Source organism: Legionella sp. (assembly GCF_049790535.1).
GTDB lineage: Bacteria > Pseudomonadota > Gammaproteobacteria > Legionellales > Legionellaceae > Legionella.
In genome coordinates this window covers 1-18632 of record NZ_JBAQZB010000122.1, presented here as the reverse complement: position 1 = coordinate 18632, position 18632 = coordinate 1, and the positions used below count along the sequence as shown (strand labels likewise).

Below are 18632 nucleotides of genomic sequence, written 5' to 3'. Positions count from 1 at the left end.
CCTTAAATGTCGTTGCTTCCATAATTTTACAGGAATTACACCAATCAGCATAAAAATCCAGCATTATTGGGTGTTTGTCGCGGGCACTAGCTATTGTTTCCTTGAGGTTATTCAACGTTAGCTCATGTTCAATTATTGTTGTTGTGGGAACAGTTAGGGGGGTTAATGGATTAGTCGCTCCTTTGCTAGCTCCGATTAAAATCAGGAAACCATAAGCCAGCAAAATAAGTCCTATACTTTGATTAAATTTTTCTCGATTTGATACAGAATACGTTAATGCACCACTATAAATACCAGAGAAAATAAGTAAACTTCCCCACAATCCCATGCTGAAAACAGCGGGTATAATTCGTGATAGCAAATGAATAGCAACGGCAATAAATATAATTCCAAAGACGAATTTAATGGTATTCATCCAATTACCTGTTTCAGGAAGCCATTTTCCTGCTGAAGTTCCTATGAGTAGTAGAGGGGTTCCCATGCCCAGGCTTAAAACAAACAAAGTAACACAGCCTAAAATAATATTTTTGCTTTGCGCAATATAGGTTAAGACGCCAATTAATGGTGCAGTAACACAAGGAGATAAAATTAAGGTAGACAAGCACCCCATGATTGCTGCGCCAAAGTAATGTCCTCCTCGTTGACTCCGACTTGTATTACCGATTTTTGCCTGCCAGGAATGAGGTAATTTAAATTCGTAAAACCCAAACATTGATAAAGCTAGAAGAATAAATATCAGGCTAAACACGCCAATAGACCAAGGGGATTGCATACTAATTTGCAGATTAGTACCAAGTAAGGCTACTACTGCACCCACTAGGGCATAAGTAAATGACATACTTAGTACGTAACTAAGAGACAAAAAAAATGCTTTTCTACTGGTTATTTTCTTTCCATGGCCAATGATAATTCCTGATAAAACAGGAACCATGGGTAAAATACACGGGGTGAATGCTAACAGTAAACCAAAACCATAAAAAGTGAGTAAGATCATAGCCCAATTATGATCCGAGAAGATTTTACTGATGCTCATGTTATCGCTTTTAGCGGTGGGGTTGTTTGGTTCAGGTTTATTAACAACAACTTGTTCTATGCTGACTTTAGTTAATGCTAATTGATCATCAATAATTAACTCAATTGACTTTTCCTCAGGTGCATAGCAAAAGCCAGTGTCAGAACAGCCTTGATAATTTAAGGTAAGTAAGGTTTTCCCTGGTTTATTACCTAAGATTGCTACGGGAATAGATACATGATTACGATAAATCGTGTACACATGCCCTTGTTTGTCAATTTTATTGATTGCAGGTGGAAAACGTAGGGTTCCCAAATGAATAGCGCTCTCTGATTCCGGGGTTAATTTAATGCGGTCACTGTAAATAAAATAGCCAGGTTTGATCTGGAACGTGAGTGCAAAGGTATTGGAATCAATTTTGATGGCATTTGCCTGAAAAATTTGAGAAGAGAGGGGGGGATTTGCATGTCCAATAATGGTGAGGAAACAACCGGTGAGTAATAAAAACCATTTTTTCATTTTAGATTCTTGGATTCCATTGATGCAGTTAACTTTATTGTAGTTCGAATCACTGTAAAAGTAACCTTTGTTGCGAAAAAAGTCATTTTTATGGAACTATATTGCGTGGGGACACAATTTGCGATTCTCCCCAGAGGCTTTTTGCCTGCTGCAGTTAATTAAATAAAATTAAATTTTTTTTATTTGAACCCTTGAAACTGCCTTCATTGACCCCATATGTCAGCCAGCATTAGTGTAGTTTAATTTAATCAGGAGATATATGTTATGAAAATTCGTCCTTTACACGATCGTGTAGTAGTTCGTCGTATGGAAGAAGAGCGTACCACAGCGGGTGGTATTGTTATTCCAGATAGCGCTACTGAAAAACCAATGCGTGGTGAAATTATTGCTGTTGGCGCGGGTAAAGTGTTAGATAACGGTGACGTTCGTGCTTTAGCTGTGAAAATAGGTGATGTAGTTCTGTTCGGAAAATATTCCGGTACCGAAGTAAAAATTGAGGGTAAAGAATTAGTTGTGATGCGCGAAGACGACATCATGGGTGTAATTGAGAAGTAATATATCGTTTATTAGGAGATAGAAAGAATGGCTAAAGAAATTCGTTTTGACAAGGCACGTCAGCTAATGATTGCTGGTGTTAATGTATTAAATGATGCGGTAAAAAGCACTATGGGTCCATGTGGTCTTAATGTTGCAATAGAAAAGGCTTATGGCGGCGCGCCTACTATAACTAAAGATGGTGTTTCAGTTGCGAAAGCAATCGAATTGAAAAATCCCTTCATGAACATGGGTGCACAAATAGTTAAAGAAGTTGCTTCTAAAACTTCTGATACTGCTGGTGATGGTACTACTACTGCTACCGTATTAACTTGCTCTATTTTGGTTGAAGGGAACAAAGCAGTTGCAGCTGGCATGAATCCAATGGATCTGAAACGCGGTATCGATAAAGGGGTTCAGGCAGTTACTAAAGAATTACAATCTATGTCCAAGCCATGCAGAGATTACAAAGCAATTGCTCAAGTTGGTACTATTTCTGCTAACTCTGATGAAGCAGTTGGTGAAATCATTGCTAGCGCGATGAAAAAAGTAGGTAAAGAAGGTGTTATTACTGTTGAAGACGGTAATGGATTAGAAAATGAGTTATCTATTGTTGAAGGAATGCAATTTGATCGCGGTTACATCTCTCCATACTTCATCAACAATCAACAAAACATGACTTGCGAATTGGAACATCCATTCATCCTCTTAGTTGATAAGAAAATTTCCAATATTCGTGATATGTTGCCTGTATTGGAAGCTGTTGCAAAATCAGGTCGTCCATTATTGATCATTGCTGAAGATGTTGAAGGTGAGGCTTTAGCAACTTTAGTTGTTAATAATATGCGTGGTATTGTTAAAGTATGTGCGGTTAAAGCACCAGGCTTTGGTGATCGTCGTAAAGCTATGTTACATGACATCGCAATTTTAACTCATGGTCAAGTAATTTCTGAAGAAATTGACAAGAGCCTTGAAGCTACTACATTAGAAGATTTAGGCGCTGCAAAACGTGTTGTAGTAACTAAAGAAAATACTACAATCATTGATGGCGAAGGCAAAAGTGTCGAAATTGAGGAGCGTACTGCTCAAATTTGTATGCAAATTAAAGAAACCTCTTCAGATTACGATCGTGAGAAATTACAAGAGCGTGTTGCTAAATTATCTGGCGGTGTTGCGGTAATCAAAGTAGGCGCTGCTACTGAAGTTGAGATGAAAGAAAAGAAAGCTCGTGTTGAAGATGCATTACATGCTACTCGTGCTGCTGTTGAAGAGGGCGTTGTAGCAGGTGGTGGGGTTGCTTTGATTCGTGCTCAAAAAGCATTAGATGCATTGAAAGGTGATAACGATGATCAAAACATGGGCATCAATATTTTGCGCCGTGCTATTGAATCACCCATGCGCCAGATCGCTGCTAACGCAGGTTATGAAGCATCAGTTGTGATAAATAAGGTAGCTGAACACAAAGAAAACTATGGTTTTAACGCGGCTACTGGTGAGTATGGTGACATGGTTGAGATGGGTATTTTAGATCCAACCAAAGTAACTCGTATGGCATTACAAAATGCTGCTTCTGTAGCTAGTTTAATGCTTACTACTGCGTGTATGATTGCTGATTTACCTAAAGATGATGCTCCTGCTGATATGGGTGATATGGGTGGTATGGGTGGTATGGGTGGTATGGGTGGTATGGGTGGTATGGGCGGCATGATGTAAGCCTTCTCCACCATTTCTTTGAAAACCCGCCATTATGGCGGGTTTTTTTTAAAGCGAAACAACCCGGGAATAGTTCCTACACGTGTTTAAGTTGTCTTTAAATGTTGATAGGGAGACATGTCATACAAAGCAATGCCTGTTGTTGGTGAGACAGGGGATAGCCAGGGTGAAGTTTTAACTGCTCTTAAACCGTCACAATAGCCTTTTTCTATTCGTTCAGATATGGATTTGCTTGAAAATTCATAGTCCTTGGATTCACATTCACTTTCATCTTGTTCATATAAAAAACGTACCAAAGCGATGGCCGACTCACGCCCTTTACAGATACATAATTTTATTTCGGGATTTTCTTTTTCTTCTGGAGGAACAAATTGAGATAGAATGTGAATGCTATTCTTTAGTTCATGAATTTCTTGATAAAGATGAATTGTCTTGGAAAAGCGGCTGGAGTAGGTAATGTCTTTTTTCCGCATGTTTACGTCATTAAGCGTTCTTGGTTGTAATCCATAAGAATCAAATAAGTGTATAGCAAAACAGAGTAATTTTTGTGAACAATTACCTTTAGATAAAACATAGCTAGCAGGAGAGTTGCTCGAAATTCCCCCATCCCAATAATATTTACCTTCTATTTCCACTGCAGGAAAGCTAGGAGGGAGGGCGCCGCTAGCCATAATATGTTCTGGCCCAATTTTTTGTTTTAATGAGTCAAAATATTCAATTTCGCCAGAGCAAATTTCAATTGCACCAAGGGACAAGCGAGTACTTCCAGAGTTAATGCGATCAAAGTCTATAAATTCTTCTAAGCTGTTCTTTAATGGGTTTATATCATAATAACTTAACTTATCTGGAGTTGTATCATAACCTGGAATTACTGGCGGAATACGAGGAACAAAAAAACCAGGTTGACCAAAAAGCAGAGATGATTGAGCCGAAAGCAGATGTTGAATTTGACGCGTGCTAAAATCATTAGCAAATAATGAATTATTTATAAATGTAGGAGTAGCAATTTTTTCCCAAAATTGACACATTTTTTCAACGCGTATGTTTTTAGGATTACCTGCAGCTATAGCGGCATTAATAGCCCCAATCGAAGTGCCAGTAAACCAATCAGGATAATAACCTGCCTCATCCAATGCGCGCAAAACTCCGACCTGATAAGCTCCTAAGGCTCCGCCGCCCTGAAAGCAGCAAGCAATCTGGTCATAAGTTGGTTTTATTTTCTTTAAAGTACGAGGCATAGTTACTCCATGAACCACCCATGGCTAACGATAAGTGACTGACCTGTTAGCGCGTTGGATTTAAATGATGCAAAGAATAATGCAGTTTGTGCTACATCATCAGTAGTAGTAAATTCCCCATCAACGGTGTCTTTTAGCATTACTTTTTTAATTACGTCTTCTTCACTGAGACCAAGTTCTTTGGCTTGTTCAGGGATTTGTTTTTCTACCAATGGAGTGCGTACGAAACCTGGACAAATCACATTTGCTCGTACATTATGAGCAGCCCCTTCTTTAGCCACTACTTTACATAAGCCAATTAAGCCATGTTTCGCGGTAACATACGGAGCTTTAAGCATCGAGGCTTCTTTCGAATGAACGGAACCCATGTAAATAATACTGCCACCTTTACCTGAGGCATACATCTGTCTAAGCACAGCACGAGTAGTTAAAAAGGCACCATCTAAATGGACGGATAATAATTTTTTCCAATCAGAATAGGCTAATTGAACAATTGGATCGATGATTTGAATTCCAGCATTGCTGACTAGAATATCCACATTGCCAAAATGTTTAACCACTAAGTCAACACCTTGATTTACCTGATTTTCATTAGTGACATCCATGGTAACCGCGAGTGCCTCGCCGCCCTGAGATTTTATTTCTTCGGCAGCAAGTGTTGCTTGGTCTAAATTGAAATCTGCAATGGCAATTTTTGCTCCTGCTTTGGCATAAACTAAAGCGATCTCTTTACCTATTCCGCTGGCAGCGCCGGTAATTAGTGCTACTTTATTTTTTAAGTGCATGAATACAATCCTTGTATGGTTTTAAGTTAATCTTAAAAGCAATCAAAAAATAATCTTAATAAGTATAGCAATGGAACTAAAACATTGCTGTAATTACATAAAATTTTTAAATTGAATGTCTATTTAGTTTACTAATTTAGTTTGATTGATGGGTACTTAGAGGCTCTCTTTCTATTTCGCTAAAAGTACCCAACTTATATTTAGTAGTAGTAATAACCATTATTATAATATCGATGGTTATAGTAATAGGCACGTCTGTCTTGATTTTGGCCAATGGAGTTTCCTACTAAAGCACCTGCTCCCGCGCCAATCACAGTTCCAACAGCACTACCTCCTGTTACAGCATAGCCTAATCCAGCGCCTGCAGCTCCTCCTATACCAGTACCTAATTGAGTATTGGTACAGCCACCTAACACAAAGGCTGATAGACTGATAACAAATACTGTAGTGACAATTTTTTTCATAGTAGACTCCTTTTTTATTCATCAGGTGTCCTTCCTTAAAGAGAAATTCTGCATTTAGGTAAAACACCTAATTTTTACCCTTCATAAGGTATAATAGTACAAAAATTTAATTTTATGTTGAAAATATAATCATTATTTGTGTATGAACGATGCTTTTAAGGGTGAAATTTTACTCCGCCTCGGGTTTTCCAGTACTATTAGAATATTAGATTATAAAAATAGAGGAGCTTATGTTTAAAGGAAGTATCGTGGCTTTAATAACGCCAATGCAAAATGACCAGGTTGATGTACTCCGTTTACGAGAACTGGTCGAATTTCACATCGAAATGGGAACTCATGGTATTGTTGCAGCAGGTTCTACTGGGGAATCTGGTACTTTATCTCATGAAGAAAAGGTTTTGGTGATTAAAACAGTTGTAGAACAGGTTAGAGAGCGCATCCCAGTAATTGCAGGCACAGCGATGAATGCAACGCGTGATTGCATCAAATTAACCAGTGAAGCGATGGAATGTGGGGCTCATGCGGCTTTAATTATGACACCTGCTTATATTAAACCAACTCAGGAAGGTTTATTCCAACATTACAGCAGTATTGCACAAGCAGTTGCTATGCCTATTATTTTGTATAACGTTCCAGCAAGAACTGCCTGTGATTTATTACCTGAAACGGTAGGCAGACTAGCCAAAATTTCCAATATTGTGGGAATAAAAGAGGCTACAGGACAAATGACTCGTTTACAGCAGATTTTGCGGCTTTCTGAGGGTAGTATTGACGTATACAGTGGTGATGATTTCACCGCAGCATCTTGGATCTTGGCAGGAGCGAAAGGAAATATTTCTGCAACTGCGAATGTGGCTGCTAAATTAATGGCAAAAATGTGCGATTTTGCTATGGATGGAGAGCATGCGGCCAGTTTGCGTTTGCACGAACAACTAATGCCTTTAAATAAATTGCTATTTATTGAAACAAATCCTATTGCGATAAAATGGGCAGTAAACAGAATGGGTCTAATCGGCGATGAGATAAGATTGCCATTAACACGTTTATCCAAAGAGCATCATGTGGCATTAGAAAAAGTGATGAAAAGTTTAGAATTGATTTAAGCGGAGAATGTTGTGAAAAAATTGAGTTTTATTGTGTCTGTGGTGATGATGCTTTCTGCTTGTTCAGGACGTTATTCAAGTAATGGCGAAAGTCTCTACCTAAATAGTCGTAATGGTGTAAAACTGGAAGTACCGCCACCGTTAACGAGAGCAAACATTAGTGACTTTTATAATTTACCGCCACAAAATCAAGATGCGCGAGTAAGTAGCGCGCCCCCTATGTAATAAGGACTATTATGACATCAGAATCAGCCGAGTTGCTTATAGTACAGAAGTTATCACAGCGTATTGTGGAAGCGCAACGTAAAATCAGGATTCTTGATGGCATTAAATGGGATGACTCAGTTAAAAAGGAGTTTTTTAAACATAAGGGCCAAAAGCTTCCTTCAGTAGATAAAGAATATTATGACAAAAAGCCGTTGCCTTTTGATGTTCATAACAAACAAGAAGAGTTTCGTCTTATTTTACGCGATGCACAGAATCAGTTAGGTCAATATTCTACATTAACGCGTTTGTTTAGACGTCAATGTGAAGAATATAGTCGTGCCACCCAGATGCTTGCACTGCGAGGAACTCCAGCTTTTAGCGAACTAGCAATGGAGCTTTATGGCAGCCCTAATGATGTATTTTATGCAGGCGGTCCACATCTGTCTCAAATGGGAACTTTATTGTTTGACGTATTAACCAATTTGAATGTGCAATTGCAATCTGAAGCAGATGTAAAACGGTATACCCCTCAGCAAGCCCAAGAAATTTTGCAAGTCCGTTTAGGTCATTTTTTTGACAAACATCCAGCTAAAGTTACGGTTATGGTTAGTGATGATATGATCGCAGATGCTTCTGCAGGAGCAGACAGCATTAAATTGAGCCAGCAAGCGATGTTTAGTGATCGGGATCTGCGTTATTTGGAGGTGCATGAAGGATGGGTACATGTGGGTACTACATTAAATGGTTCTATGCAACCTAACTGTTTTTTCCTCTCCAAAGGTTCACCTTCCAGTAGTGTGATTCAGGAAGGCTTAGCTGTGATTACAGAAGTAATTACTTTTTCTTCTTATCCTGAGCGCATGTTAAAAATTACCAATAGGGTCATCGCCTTAGATAAAGTAATCCAAGGAGCGAACTTTCTGGATGTGTATAGGTATTTTATGGATTGTGGTTTGAGTGCGGAAGACAGTTATAATCAAACTGTGCGAATATTCCGAGGCAGCACCCCCAACGGTGGTCCTTTCACCAAAGATTTATCTTATGCCAAAGGTTTTGTCCTGATTTACAATTATATTCGTTTTGCAATTAGCCAGAAACGAGTTGATTCAATTCCTTTACTGTTTACTGGTAAATTGGTATTAGATGATTTGCCATTATTAAGTGAACTAAACCAGCGCGGCATATTAACTAGTCCCGTTTATCTCCCTCCGCCATTTAAGGATTTAGCGGCATTAAGCTCTTGGATGAGTTTTTCGTTGTATCTAAATCTGTTTGACTTAAATAAGATACAAGAAAATTTTCGCTTTTTATTGGTTTAAAATACTTTGCTTTAATTGATACTATTTTTTTTATTTAACCAATTGGAAATGAACTGAGAGGATGTTTCAATAACACTAACGGCTTGGTGATATAATAGTTCAAATAATCTACGATCATCTGTTTTCCAATAATATTCAACATATTGACAGGCGTATTTTAAGCGTGTCATGCCAAGATAAACTCCACCCCCTTTGATTTTATGGGCTAATTTTTCGACTGTTGCATAATCATGTAATGAAAAAGCCAATTTCATCTGCTCTAAATCAGCAGGAAGTTCATGTGAAATCATCAAGATAAGAATTTCTTTAAATAAAGCCTCATTCCCTCCACAGTTTTTAAGTCCGTTTTCATAATTAAATAATGAGAATTGTTCTAATTGAAACAATTCAGCTTCTGCAGCAGGAAACTCTTTTATCGTAGCAGGAGGAGATTCGAATGGTTCACTTTTTGCAAAAGACTGGTCAGAAGCATATCGTTTGATTAGATTGTGTATGAGTTCTAAATTAGCTGGCTTTGAAAATACATCATTCATTCCTGATGCCATACATTCCTCGTAAGCTGTTTCACGGGCATGTCCTGTTAGTCCGATTATAGGTTGTGGTTTTTTATTATGTTCTTTTTCCCATTTACGTGTTAATTCGCAGAGCTCTGTTCCAGAAATTCCAGGTAAGCCAATGTCCGTTATAATCAGATCAAAAGTTGTTGATTTTATTAAATCTAAGGCTTCTTCACCACTTTTAGCTGATTTAAATTGATAACCTGCTTTTGAAAAGAGAGCTTCTAATACAATGAGTGCCGTTGCATTATCCTCTACTAATAAGCTATAAGGTGATTGAGAGTCTGGTCTATCTGTTTTAGTTATTAACAAAGGTGATAGAGCATCATGATTTTGCTGGGCTAATGGTATTTCTTCATCATGGATGCTTTCAGCTTTTATATCGTCTAGTACATTATTTAACATGGAAAGAAGCTCTGCTCCGCTCTCGCGAATCATAAGTGCTTTTTTGTGTTCTTCGTTATCTAAAGTATTTTCTAAAATTTCTGCCACACCGATTACACCCGTCAGCGGAGTACGGATGTCATGTCCCATGTTGGAGATAAACACTGTTTTAGCCATCTTGAGCTCAATCTCTGTTTTTTTTCGTTCGGTAATATCGGTTGAAATGTCAAGCATTCCGATAATAGTATCATCAATCATATAATGGCACTTTCTTAGATAAATAAGTAAGTTTTATTCCATCTGATTGATATAAAGGTTCTTTCAAACTTAATGAAATACCTTGTTCCATTACTGATTTATCGGATTTTTTATAAAAAATCGCTGAATTCTTGTCATATAAGTCAACGTAGGTTTTACCTTCAATATCATATTGTGAAGTAGGTTTTTGAACCATTTGTAGAATCATTGATAATGTTTGTTCATCTAAAGTAGTCATAGCATTAAAATTCCATGATGTTGGTAAAATTATTTAGAGTACGAACTATCAAAATCTATTATTCTATAGCATATTATTTAAAGTATTTAAACTTTCATTGAGTAGTAAGTTTATGTAATTGTTTTATAAGGGTAATCCTTCACCTAATGCTGCCAACTTAAAAAGAAGTCATTGGAATGAAAATTATCTTAGAGTTTCTTATACAGAACTATCCCGCTTAAATAAAAATCAGTTGTAAGTTTTTTGCATTCTAGAGTCGATATCATCCTCTTCTCTTTTAGGTTTCGTTGTAAAAAAACCAGGGGTACGATTTTTGGGATTAATACTGGTTTGCGAACTCTTAACTTCTTTGGTTTGTTGAAAATAGTTATCGAATAACATTTTACTTTCTTCAATAATATAGGTGTCTTGAGATTCTTCAATTTTTTGTCGATAATAAGTTGCCTTTTCTTTATCATTATTTTCGATTGACAACAGACACGCAGTATACATGGCATTAGTACAACCTAAATTAGCTGATCTAAGTACAGCATCTTTACGTTGAGGAGATTTTGGAGGATAAATAAAGGCTAAGTGATACAATGCTAAAGCGTCAGTTTTAGCTAATTCTTTCATTTGAGGTATATGTTTTACAACCTTCTGCTTCAGATTAGGATCAGCAGGTGAATTCTGTAATTCGTTTACTAAAGATGCAAATGTCCTACTTGAAATTGAAACACTTCCCATAACCTTTGCCTTTTTACCTTTAAGACTAGTTTCAAGGATAGGCGACTCAAATTAAGAAAATATTAACTTGCAGCTAATTTACTATTTTTTTACAATTAAAGAGAATTTTGAATTGGATGGTCTAAGGTACGATCATAAAGTGCCCATCCTAGGTGAAATAACATATGAGCTAAAACAGAGCAAATAAGCCCGTATTGCCAAAATAAGTAGCCAAAAAATACGGATTGGTACAGGCTAAGAAATATAAATGAATAAATAAATGAGCGGTTTGAGGTGCAACCTGCGGCAATATAAGCAGGCAACTGACCTACTGCAAACAGTATACCGCTTATAAAAATCGATAACCAAATAATAAGAGTAGAGGGTTGTTTAGTGAATATTAGGGCGAAAAAAACTGCCAAATTTAGCAAGCCCCAACGAGCAATAATTTCTTCAACAATACCGCCATAAAGAATACACCCATCAATACCAAGAGCGATGCGGAGCTTAGCCATAATGTGCAAACTTTTTTTATCGATGCAGCGGTTTGCCAGACTATAATAGAAAACACAAAAAACAATTAGTCCTAAAAGAGAATAAAGCATGGTTGGGAATATAATGGGTATTAGAGTACTTATTCCCGCTTTTCCTTCTAAAAGAGCCTCCAATATTGGTGCATTTAAACCAGTGTTTTTGGAGATGATTGTTCCTGCACAACACATAAGAAGTACCATAACCAAAGTTTGCAAAATAGCAAAACGACTAATGCGTTTTTTTAGTTTTTCAGAGTTGTTTGGCAATAAAAAATAAATTAAGCGTTTTGTAGCAATGACTGTGCCCGGAATGCATAAACAGAATAAAACCAAAATTAACTGCCAATTAATGTTCATTTTTTCCTTAAAATTTAAAATTCTCTTGTTCGCGCTAAGAAAGAGGACATCAAGAGATAAGAGTTCTTTATTAGGTCTTGTAGTGTCAATAGACCTTAATTTTTAAATAAAACTGCGTAAAAGAATCCATCCATAGTGTACTCTCCAGGTAAAATTTGTTGGCCATGATCCAGTGCATGCCCCCAGGTCCAATCTTTGCGGATTAGTTTACAGTCAGAATTTTCAGCAACAAACTTTGCAATTTGTTGATTGTTTTCCGCCGCTAGCACGGAACAGGTCGCATAAACCATCAATCCACTCTGTGTCAATAAAGGCCATAAAACGTTTAACATAGTATGCTGAATTTTAGTTATCTTTTCAATTTCTTCATCTGTACGCAGTAATTTAATGTCAGAATGGCGACGAATCACTCCAGTTGCAGAACAAGGAGCATCCAATAAAATACGATCGAAGAGCTGTCCATCCCACCATGTTTCTGGAGCTAATGCATCCCCTTGCATTAGGCAGGCGTGTAAATTAAGACGATTTAGATTGTCTTCCACTCGACTTAATCGTTTGACATCAACATCCAGGGCCACACAAGCACTTAATTCGGGTTCAGTTTCTAAAATGTGACAGGTTTTTCCACCCGGTGCACAACATGCATCTAACAGACGTAAACCAGGTTTTAAAGATAATAAAGAAACAGCCAATTGTGCAGCAGCATCTTGGACCGAGAAACAGCCTTCAGCAAAACCAGGGAGTTGACGTACATCACATGGAGAGAGCAACGTGATTGCTTCAGATGCGATGGGATGTGCACATGCTTCAATTCCCGCTTGGGTCAAGGCGTATAAATATTCTGTTACGGAATTTTTTCTTATATTAACTCTTAAAGTCATCGGTGGATGAACATCGTTGGCTTGGGCAATTGTTTTCCAGTCATTAGGCCAATCCCTTTTTAAGCGTTTTAATAGCCATTCTGGTTGACCATAAACAAATAATGGATTGTTACTCAATTGTTTGAGTAACTCTGTTTTTTGACGGCAAAAATTGCGTAATACGGCATTTACTAAGCCTTTAGCCCATGAGTTTCTTGTTTTTTCCAATAATGCTACTGTTTCTTTTACAACTGCGTAATCCGGTTGATTCATGTAATGCAACTGATAAAGTCCCATTAATAAAGTAATCCAGATTTCAATTTCCTGCGGTTTTTTTTTTAGCAGACAAAGTGCTATTGCCTGCAAGCGAAAATAATGACGACAAAAACCAAAACATATTTCTTTGGTCATTGGTGTGAGTTCTGCTGAACTGGACATGAGTTGCGATAAGGAAGATTTATTAATCAATAGTGCAGTTAAAATTTTTAAAGCATGCAACCGTTCATTTTTATTCATTAAAATACTAACCCTACATACAGCTGAGATTTAGAAGAATTTAACCAATCCGCAATAGTAATTACTTTGCCACCTGGAAGCTGAATTTTTTCAACCAATAAACACTGTTGACTTGTAGCAACCAGCATCCCTTTTTTATCAATACTTAAGATTGTTCCAGGTGTTTGTGTGGTATCCACATCAACAACACGTGCTTGATGAACGCGTATCACTTGTTCATTCAAGAGAGTATAAGCAATAGGCCAAGGAGTAAAGGCGCGTATTTTTTGAGCAATTTCTACAGCTGGTTGCTGCCAATTAATTAATGCATCATTTTTGTTGATTTTAGCTGCATAAGTAGCCAATTTATTATCTTGTATTTCAGGTTGTACTGTATTGTTAGTCAATTCCTCCAATGTTTTAAGCAAAGGATCTACTGAAATTTGAGCTAATTTATCATGCAAGGTATTTGCTGTCTCTGAAGCAGTTATCGGACAGCTCGCTTGATGCAGGATATTACCTGTATCCATTCCCACATCCATTTGCATGATAGTTATTCCAGACTCTACATCGCCATGAAGAATGGCATGTTGAATTGGTGAAGCGCCCCGCCAGCGAGGTAATAATGAAGCATGAACGTTAATACAACCTAGTCTGGGTAGTTCCAGTACAGTTTTAGGTAAAATTAATCCATAAGCAATAACAATCATTATATCCGCTTCTAATGCTGCCAATTCACTGATTGTTTCAGGTTTTTTAAAGTTGAGGGGCTGATAAACTGAAATACCATGGGCTAAAGCCCATTCTTTTACAGGAGAGGTCTGTAACATACGACCACGGCCTGCAGGCCGGTCTGGTTGAGTATAAATGGCCTGAATGCGGTGTGTGGTTTGTGCAAGTGCATCAAGGCAGGGTATGCCAAAGGCGGGGGTCCCAGCAAAAACAATATTCAAACCACTCATGATTTACCACGAGTTTGCTGACGCTTAAATTTATCTAATTTTTTGCGTGCTATGGCTTTTCTCAATGGGGAAAGCATATCGATAAATAACTTGCCATTCAAGTGATCAATTTCATGTTGCAGGCATTCAGCCAGTAATCCTTCTGCTTTGATTTCAAAAGGTTTTCCATGTCGATCCAAAGCTTTTACCGTAACTTTTTCAGCACGAATTACTGTATCAAAAGCACCAGGAACAGAAAGACAACCCTCATCAAACTTCTTCTCTCCTTCAGAAGCAATAATATCCGGATTAATAATTACAATTTGATCCTTTTTATCACCAACAACATCAATAACTGACAAGCGTAAGCAAATACCAATCTGGGGTGCTGCCAGACCTACTCCATGGGCATCATACATTGTGTCAAACATGTCATCGATTAGCGTTTGTAGCTTATCATCAAAAGTGACGACTGGTTTAGAAATTTCTCTTAATCGAGGATCAGGTAAATAAAGAATTTTGTGAATGGCCATTGCGTATCTGGTTCTCTATATAAAAATCGTGATATTATCCTTGATCTAGTGTCATGCTGCAAGCTTGTCAATAACCCGCAAAGGATTGAGTCAATGAGATGTATTCTCTTTTTCTTCTTTTTTATGTATTTTATACTTCATAGCGTTCCTCGTTTAAAACATTATTTTTCAGCATGTTATCTAATCCAGCACAGTACCTGTTTTGGGAGTATTTTCAGTCAATACTGGAATAAGCTTTGCAAACGAATAGGACGAACATATGAGTAATTTACCTTATTTTCTTGCTTTGAATCGAATGGATAAAGTTGGTCCTCGTACTGTACTCAAATTACAAAAGCGTTGGCCGAATTTACAGCAAATGTTTCAATGTTCGAAAACAGAATTAGAATTAGCGGGTTTACCACCACTACTTGCACATACCATTAGCTGTTTTGATTTGCATCTAATTCAGGATGATTTAAATTGGTTACACGCTGCAGATAATCACCATTTGCTTACTTGGGATTCACCAAACTATCCTATGTTGCTGAAAGAAATTAGCGATCCACCTATGATTTTATATGCTCAAGGAGAGTTATCTGCATTTCAGAAACCCCAATTGGCAATAATTGGTACGCGTAATCCGTCGGTAACTGGAAGTGAAAATGCTAAAGCTTTTGCAAGTCAGCTTGCAGCACAGGGAATTACAATTGTAAGTGGTTTAGCTTTAGGAATTGATGCCCAAGCTCATATTGGCTCTTTGGAGTCTAATGGGCAAACTATTGCGGTAATGGGCACAGGAATAGACAGTATTTACCCTCGTCAACACAGAAAACTGGCAGAGCAAATTACCCAAAATGGTTTGTTATTAAGTGAATTTCCTTTAAAAAGTCCACCAATTGCTGGACATTTTCCACGCAGAAATCGTATAATAAGTGGTTTGTCATTGTGCATTTTGGTTGTTGAAGCTGCAATGAAGAGCGGATCGCTTATCACGGCGCGCATGGCATTGGAGCAAAATCGGGATGTTTTAGCTATTCCAGGATCTATTCATAACCCAGTAGCTCGTGGTTGTCATTATCTCGTACAGCAGGGAGCTAAATTGGTTACTTGTGTTGCAGATGTTTTTGATGAACTGGGGATAGAATCACCTCAGCAAGGCACTGATAAACCAATTTTTTCTCTTGCCAGTGGGAATGAAAACCTAGTAAAGTTTATTGGTTTTGAAATGACGACGATTGATCAAATTATTTTACGTAGTGGATACACCGTCGAACAAGTAATTAGTGAACTTGCAGAATTAGAATTAAAAGGGACTGTTTTAGCTGTATCTGGCGGTTATATGAGGTGTTAATATGAAAGATAACTTATTTGAACTATTGTTGAATTTATTTGAAACAAGCCTTTCACAGCTGCGAAAAAGCCATACTGCTGATCAAGAAATAGCAGAGGTTAGCGAAGAAGATACAGCTGCAGAGGATCAGTTAGTACAGATCAGGACGCAACATCATCACTCCATTCGAGTTATCACTCATGATGAGCAAATGAAGTTAACAAAAGCAAGTTATCAATTTCTCATGCGTATGAGGTTATGGAATGTCCTTAGTTGGGATTTATTTGAACTAATTATGAATCAACTGCAATGTTCTGATTCTCCAATTGTAACTTTGCAGGAGACTAAGTGGGCAATAAGAAATGGTTTGTCTTCCAGTTTAAATGAAGAACAATTGGCATTTCTCGATTTGGCTCTCTATCAGGCAGAAGATAAATTAATAGTACATTAATGGCAATTATTCAGCACAATCCGCAGTTTCTTCTTGTTGTAACTTGACGGCAAGATAAAAGATTCTATATATACTATGTTGCATAATCATTTAGATAAGAAAAAGGTTAAACTTTCTATGAGTAAACATTTGGTGATTGTTGAGTCACCCGCTAAAGCTAAAACAATTCAAAAATACCTTGGTAGTGATTATGAAGTTTTAGCATCCTATGGACATGTGCGGGATTTGCCTGCCCGTAAAGGATCTGTAAATCCTGAGCATAATTTTTCTATGACCTACATACCGTTGGAAAAGAATGCACGGCATATTGAAACCATTGCTAAAATATTGAAAAAATCGGATTCGTTATTTCTGGCAACGGACCCTGATCGAGAAGGCGAGGCTATTTCTTGGCATATTTTTGAGTTAATGAGAGAAAAAAATCTGCTTAAGGACAAACAAGTTCACCGCATTTTTTTCAATGAGATTACTAAAGCAGCGATTCAGGATGCAATCAATAATCCACGAGATATTTCGATGGATCTAGTTAATGCGCAACAAGCGCGACGAGCTCTGGATTATCTGGTAGGTTTTAATCTGTCGCCCTTATTATGGAAAAAAGTTCGTCGTGGACTTTCTGCAGGCCGCGTACAGAGTCCTGCATTGCGACTCATTGTTGAAAGAGAAGAAGAAATAGAGCGTTTTGTTTCACAAGAATATTGGAAGATAGTGGCACTATGCCTCCATGAAAAAGTTTCCTTCGAAGCACGACTGACGCATTATAAAAACGAAAAATTACAACAATTTACCGTAAATAATCACGATCAAGCCCATCAGATTAAAGACAATTTGATTCAGCAAGCACAAGGTGCTTTAATTGTCACCCAAATTGAAAAAAAACAACGTAAGCGCAAACCCTCTCCTCCGTTTATTACCTCGACGTTACAACAAGAAGCTGCACGCAAATTAGGTTTTACTGCTCGTAAATCCATGATGGTTGCGCAACAGTTATATGAAGGTATCGATATCGGTACTGGTACCGTTGGTTTGATTAGCTATATGCGAACTGACTCAGTGAATCTGGCTTTAGAGGCTGTGGATGAAATACGTGAGTACATTACAGGACGTTATGGTGTTGATAATTGCCCATCAAGCCCTAGAGTTTATAAGACAAAATCTAAAAATGCCCAAGAGGCTCATGAGGCGATTAGGCCTACCTCCATTAAACGCACTCCAGAAATGGTACAGTCTGCACTGACAACCGATCAATACAAACTTTATAGTTTAATTTGGAAACGAACCGTTGCTTGCCAAATGGCCGATGCATTAATGGATACAGTAGCAGTGGATTTTAGTTGTGGAGAAGGTATTCTATTTCGAGCTAATGGTTCTATCATCACTTTTCCTGGTTTTCTTTCTGTTTATGAAGAGGGTCGTGATGATTCAAAAGAGGATGAACATGAAGGATCATTATTGCCCTTATTTGTTATTGGTGAGAAAGTAAAAATACAGGATATCCTTGCCAATCAACATTTTACCGAGCCACCACCACGCTATTCCGAAGCAACTTTGGTTAAAGTGTTGGAAGAATACGACATAGGTCGTCCTTCGACTTATGCATCGATTATTCATACCTTGCAACAACGTGAATACGTAATTGTTGATAAGAAGAGGTTTTTTCCCACTGATGTGGCTCGTATTGTGAATCGCTTTCTCACCGGTTATTTCACTCGTTATGTGGATTATAAATTCACTGCACAACTTGAAGACACGCTTGACGCGATTGCTCGCGGCGAGAAAGAATGGATTCCCGTTTTAGAAGCTTTCTGGGCTCCGTTTGTTCAACAAATTCAAACGACTGATGAACAAGTACAACGTAAAGATGTAACCTCTGAAGTTTTGGATGAAAAATGTCCTAAATGTGAAAAACCATTGTCAATCAGATTGGGCAAACGAGGTCGTTTTATAGGATGTACTGGCTATCCTGATTGTGACTATACCCAAGACATTGGTGGCCAAGATGCTGAAAAAAATGAACCAGAAGAAGTTGAGGGCAGATTATGTCCTTTATGCTCGAGTCCTTTGCATATCAAAACAGGCAAGTATGGTCGCTTTATCGGTTGCAGTAGTTACCC

Annotated in this window: 19 protein-coding genes; 8 read left to right on the top strand and 11 right to left on the bottom strand. The window is 37.8% G+C overall.

Going from position 1 to position 18632, the window contains the following annotated elements:
• On the bottom strand, positions 1 to 1531 hold a 1531-nt coding region (gene dsbD, locus WA877_RS07855; RefSeq protein ID WP_425170364.1), incomplete at its 3' end, for a protein-disulfide reductase DsbD.
• Between the two features lie 264 nt (positions 1532 to 1795).
• Here dsbD and groES point away from each other — a divergent pair.
• On the top strand, positions 1796 to 2086 hold the full coding sequence (groES, locus tag WA877_RS07850; protein ID WP_425170363.1) for a co-chaperone GroES: 291 nt from the start codon (positions 1796 to 1798) through the stop codon (positions 2084 to 2086).
• Between the two features lie 27 nt (positions 2087 to 2113).
• Positions 2114 to 3778: a chaperonin GroEL gene (groL, locus tag WA877_RS07845; protein ID WP_425170362.1), complete on the top strand. Its 1665-nt coding sequence runs from the start codon at positions 2114 to 2116 to the stop codon at positions 3776 to 3778.
• A gap of 86 nt (positions 3779 to 3864) precedes the next feature.
• Here groL and WA877_RS07840 read toward each other — a convergent pair whose 3' ends face one another.
• From WA877_RS07840 to WA877_RS07830, 3 genes are all read right to left on the bottom strand, one after another.
• On the bottom strand, positions 3865 to 5016 hold the full coding sequence (locus WA877_RS07840) for a patatin-like phospholipase family protein (RefSeq protein WP_425170361.1): 1152 nt from the start codon (positions 5014 to 5016) through the stop codon (positions 3865 to 3867).
• A gap of 2 nt (positions 5017 to 5018) precedes the next feature.
• Positions 5019 to 5801, bottom strand: coding sequence for a 3-hydroxybutyrate dehydrogenase (locus WA877_RS07835; RefSeq protein WP_425170360.1), 783 nt, complete (start codon positions 5799 to 5801; stop codon positions 5019 to 5021).
• 200 nt (positions 5802 to 6001) lie between these two features.
• Positions 6002 to 6265, bottom strand: a complete 264-nt coding sequence (locus WA877_RS07830; RefSeq protein WP_425170359.1) for a glycine zipper domain-containing protein — start codon at positions 6263 to 6265, stop codon at positions 6002 to 6004.
• 230 nt (positions 6266 to 6495) lie between these two features.
• Here WA877_RS07830 and dapA point away from each other — a divergent pair, with 230 nt between their 5' ends.
• The 3 genes from dapA to WA877_RS07815 are packed head-to-tail and all read left to right on the top strand — an operon-like array spanning position 6496 to position 8894.
• On the top strand, positions 6496 to 7368 hold the full coding sequence (dapA, locus tag WA877_RS07825; protein ID WP_425170358.1) for a 4-hydroxy-tetrahydrodipicolinate synthase: 873 nt from the start codon (positions 6496 to 6498) through the stop codon (positions 7366 to 7368).
• Between the two features lie 12 nt (positions 7369 to 7380).
• On the top strand, positions 7381 to 7593 hold the full coding sequence (locus WA877_RS07820; protein WP_425170357.1) for a hypothetical protein: 213 nt from the start codon (positions 7381 to 7383) through the stop codon (positions 7591 to 7593).
• An 8-nt stretch (positions 7594 to 7601) separates the two neighbouring features.
• Positions 7602 to 8894 carry a flavohemoglobin expression-modulating QEGLA motif protein gene (locus tag WA877_RS07815; RefSeq protein ID WP_425170365.1) on the top strand — a complete coding sequence of 431 codons (1293 nt, stop codon included), beginning with the start codon at positions 7602 to 7604 and terminating at the stop codon, positions 8892 to 8894.
• A gap of 11 nt (positions 8895 to 8905) precedes the next feature.
• Here the strand turns inward: WA877_RS07815 and WA877_RS07810 are convergent, their stop codons facing one another.
• The 7 genes from WA877_RS07810 to def all read right to left on the bottom strand — a co-directional run bounded on the left by WA877_RS07810 (position 8906) and on the right by def (position 14755).
• On the bottom strand, positions 8906 to 10093 hold the full coding sequence (locus tag WA877_RS07810) for a response regulator (protein WP_425170356.1): 1188 nt from the start codon (positions 10091 to 10093) through the stop codon (positions 8906 to 8908).
• The gene (locus WA877_RS07805; RefSeq protein WP_425170355.1) at positions 10086 to 10331 is read right to left on the bottom strand and encodes a hypothetical protein; all 246 of its coding nucleotides are present in this window, start codon (positions 10329 to 10331) and stop codon (positions 10086 to 10088) included. Before WA877_RS07805 ends, WA877_RS07810 begins: the two co-directional genes overlap by 8 nt.
• Before the next feature lie 228 nt (positions 10332 to 10559).
• The gene (locus WA877_RS07800; RefSeq protein ID WP_425170354.1) at positions 10560 to 11057 is read right to left on the bottom strand and encodes a hypothetical protein; all 498 of its coding nucleotides are present in this window, start codon (positions 11055 to 11057) and stop codon (positions 10560 to 10562) included.
• A gap of 95 nt (positions 11058 to 11152) precedes the next feature.
• Positions 11153 to 11926: a CPBP family intramembrane glutamate endopeptidase gene (locus WA877_RS07795; protein WP_425170353.1), complete on the bottom strand. Its 774-nt coding sequence runs from the start codon at positions 11924 to 11926 to the stop codon at positions 11153 to 11155.
• A gap of 95 nt (positions 11927 to 12021) precedes the next feature.
• On the bottom strand, positions 12022 to 13302 hold the full coding sequence (rsmB, locus tag WA877_RS07790; RefSeq protein WP_425170352.1) for a 16S rRNA (cytosine(967)-C(5))-methyltransferase RsmB: 1281 nt from the start codon (positions 13300 to 13302) through the stop codon (positions 12022 to 12024).
• Positions 13302 to 14243: a methionyl-tRNA formyltransferase gene (fmt, locus tag WA877_RS07785; RefSeq protein WP_425170351.1), complete on the bottom strand. Its 942-nt coding sequence runs from the start codon at positions 14241 to 14243 to the stop codon at positions 13302 to 13304. Before fmt ends, rsmB begins: the two co-directional genes overlap by 1 nt.
• Entirely contained in the window at positions 14240 to 14755 is a 516-nt protein-coding gene (gene def / locus WA877_RS07780) for a peptide deformylase (protein ID WP_425170350.1), read from the bottom strand. The genes fmt and def overlap by 4 nt, the downstream gene beginning before the upstream one ends.
• 259 nt (positions 14756 to 15014) lie before the next feature.
• Between def and dprA the strand changes: the two genes are divergently transcribed.
• The 3 genes from dprA to topA form a co-directional block, all read left to right on the top strand.
• Positions 15015 to 16088, top strand: a complete 1074-nt coding sequence (dprA, locus tag WA877_RS07775) for a DNA-processing protein DprA (RefSeq protein ID WP_425170349.1) — start codon at positions 15015 to 15017, stop codon at positions 16086 to 16088.
• Position 16089: 1 nt separating this feature from the next.
• On the top strand, positions 16090 to 16518 hold the full coding sequence (locus WA877_RS07770) for a DUF494 family protein (RefSeq protein ID WP_425170348.1): 429 nt from the start codon (positions 16090 to 16092) through the stop codon (positions 16516 to 16518).
• Positions 16519 to 16635: 117 nt separating this feature from the next.
• Positions 16636 to 18632 (top strand): type I DNA topoisomerase (topA, locus tag WA877_RS07765; protein WP_425170347.1); only part of this gene is annotated, 1997 nt, incomplete at its 3' end.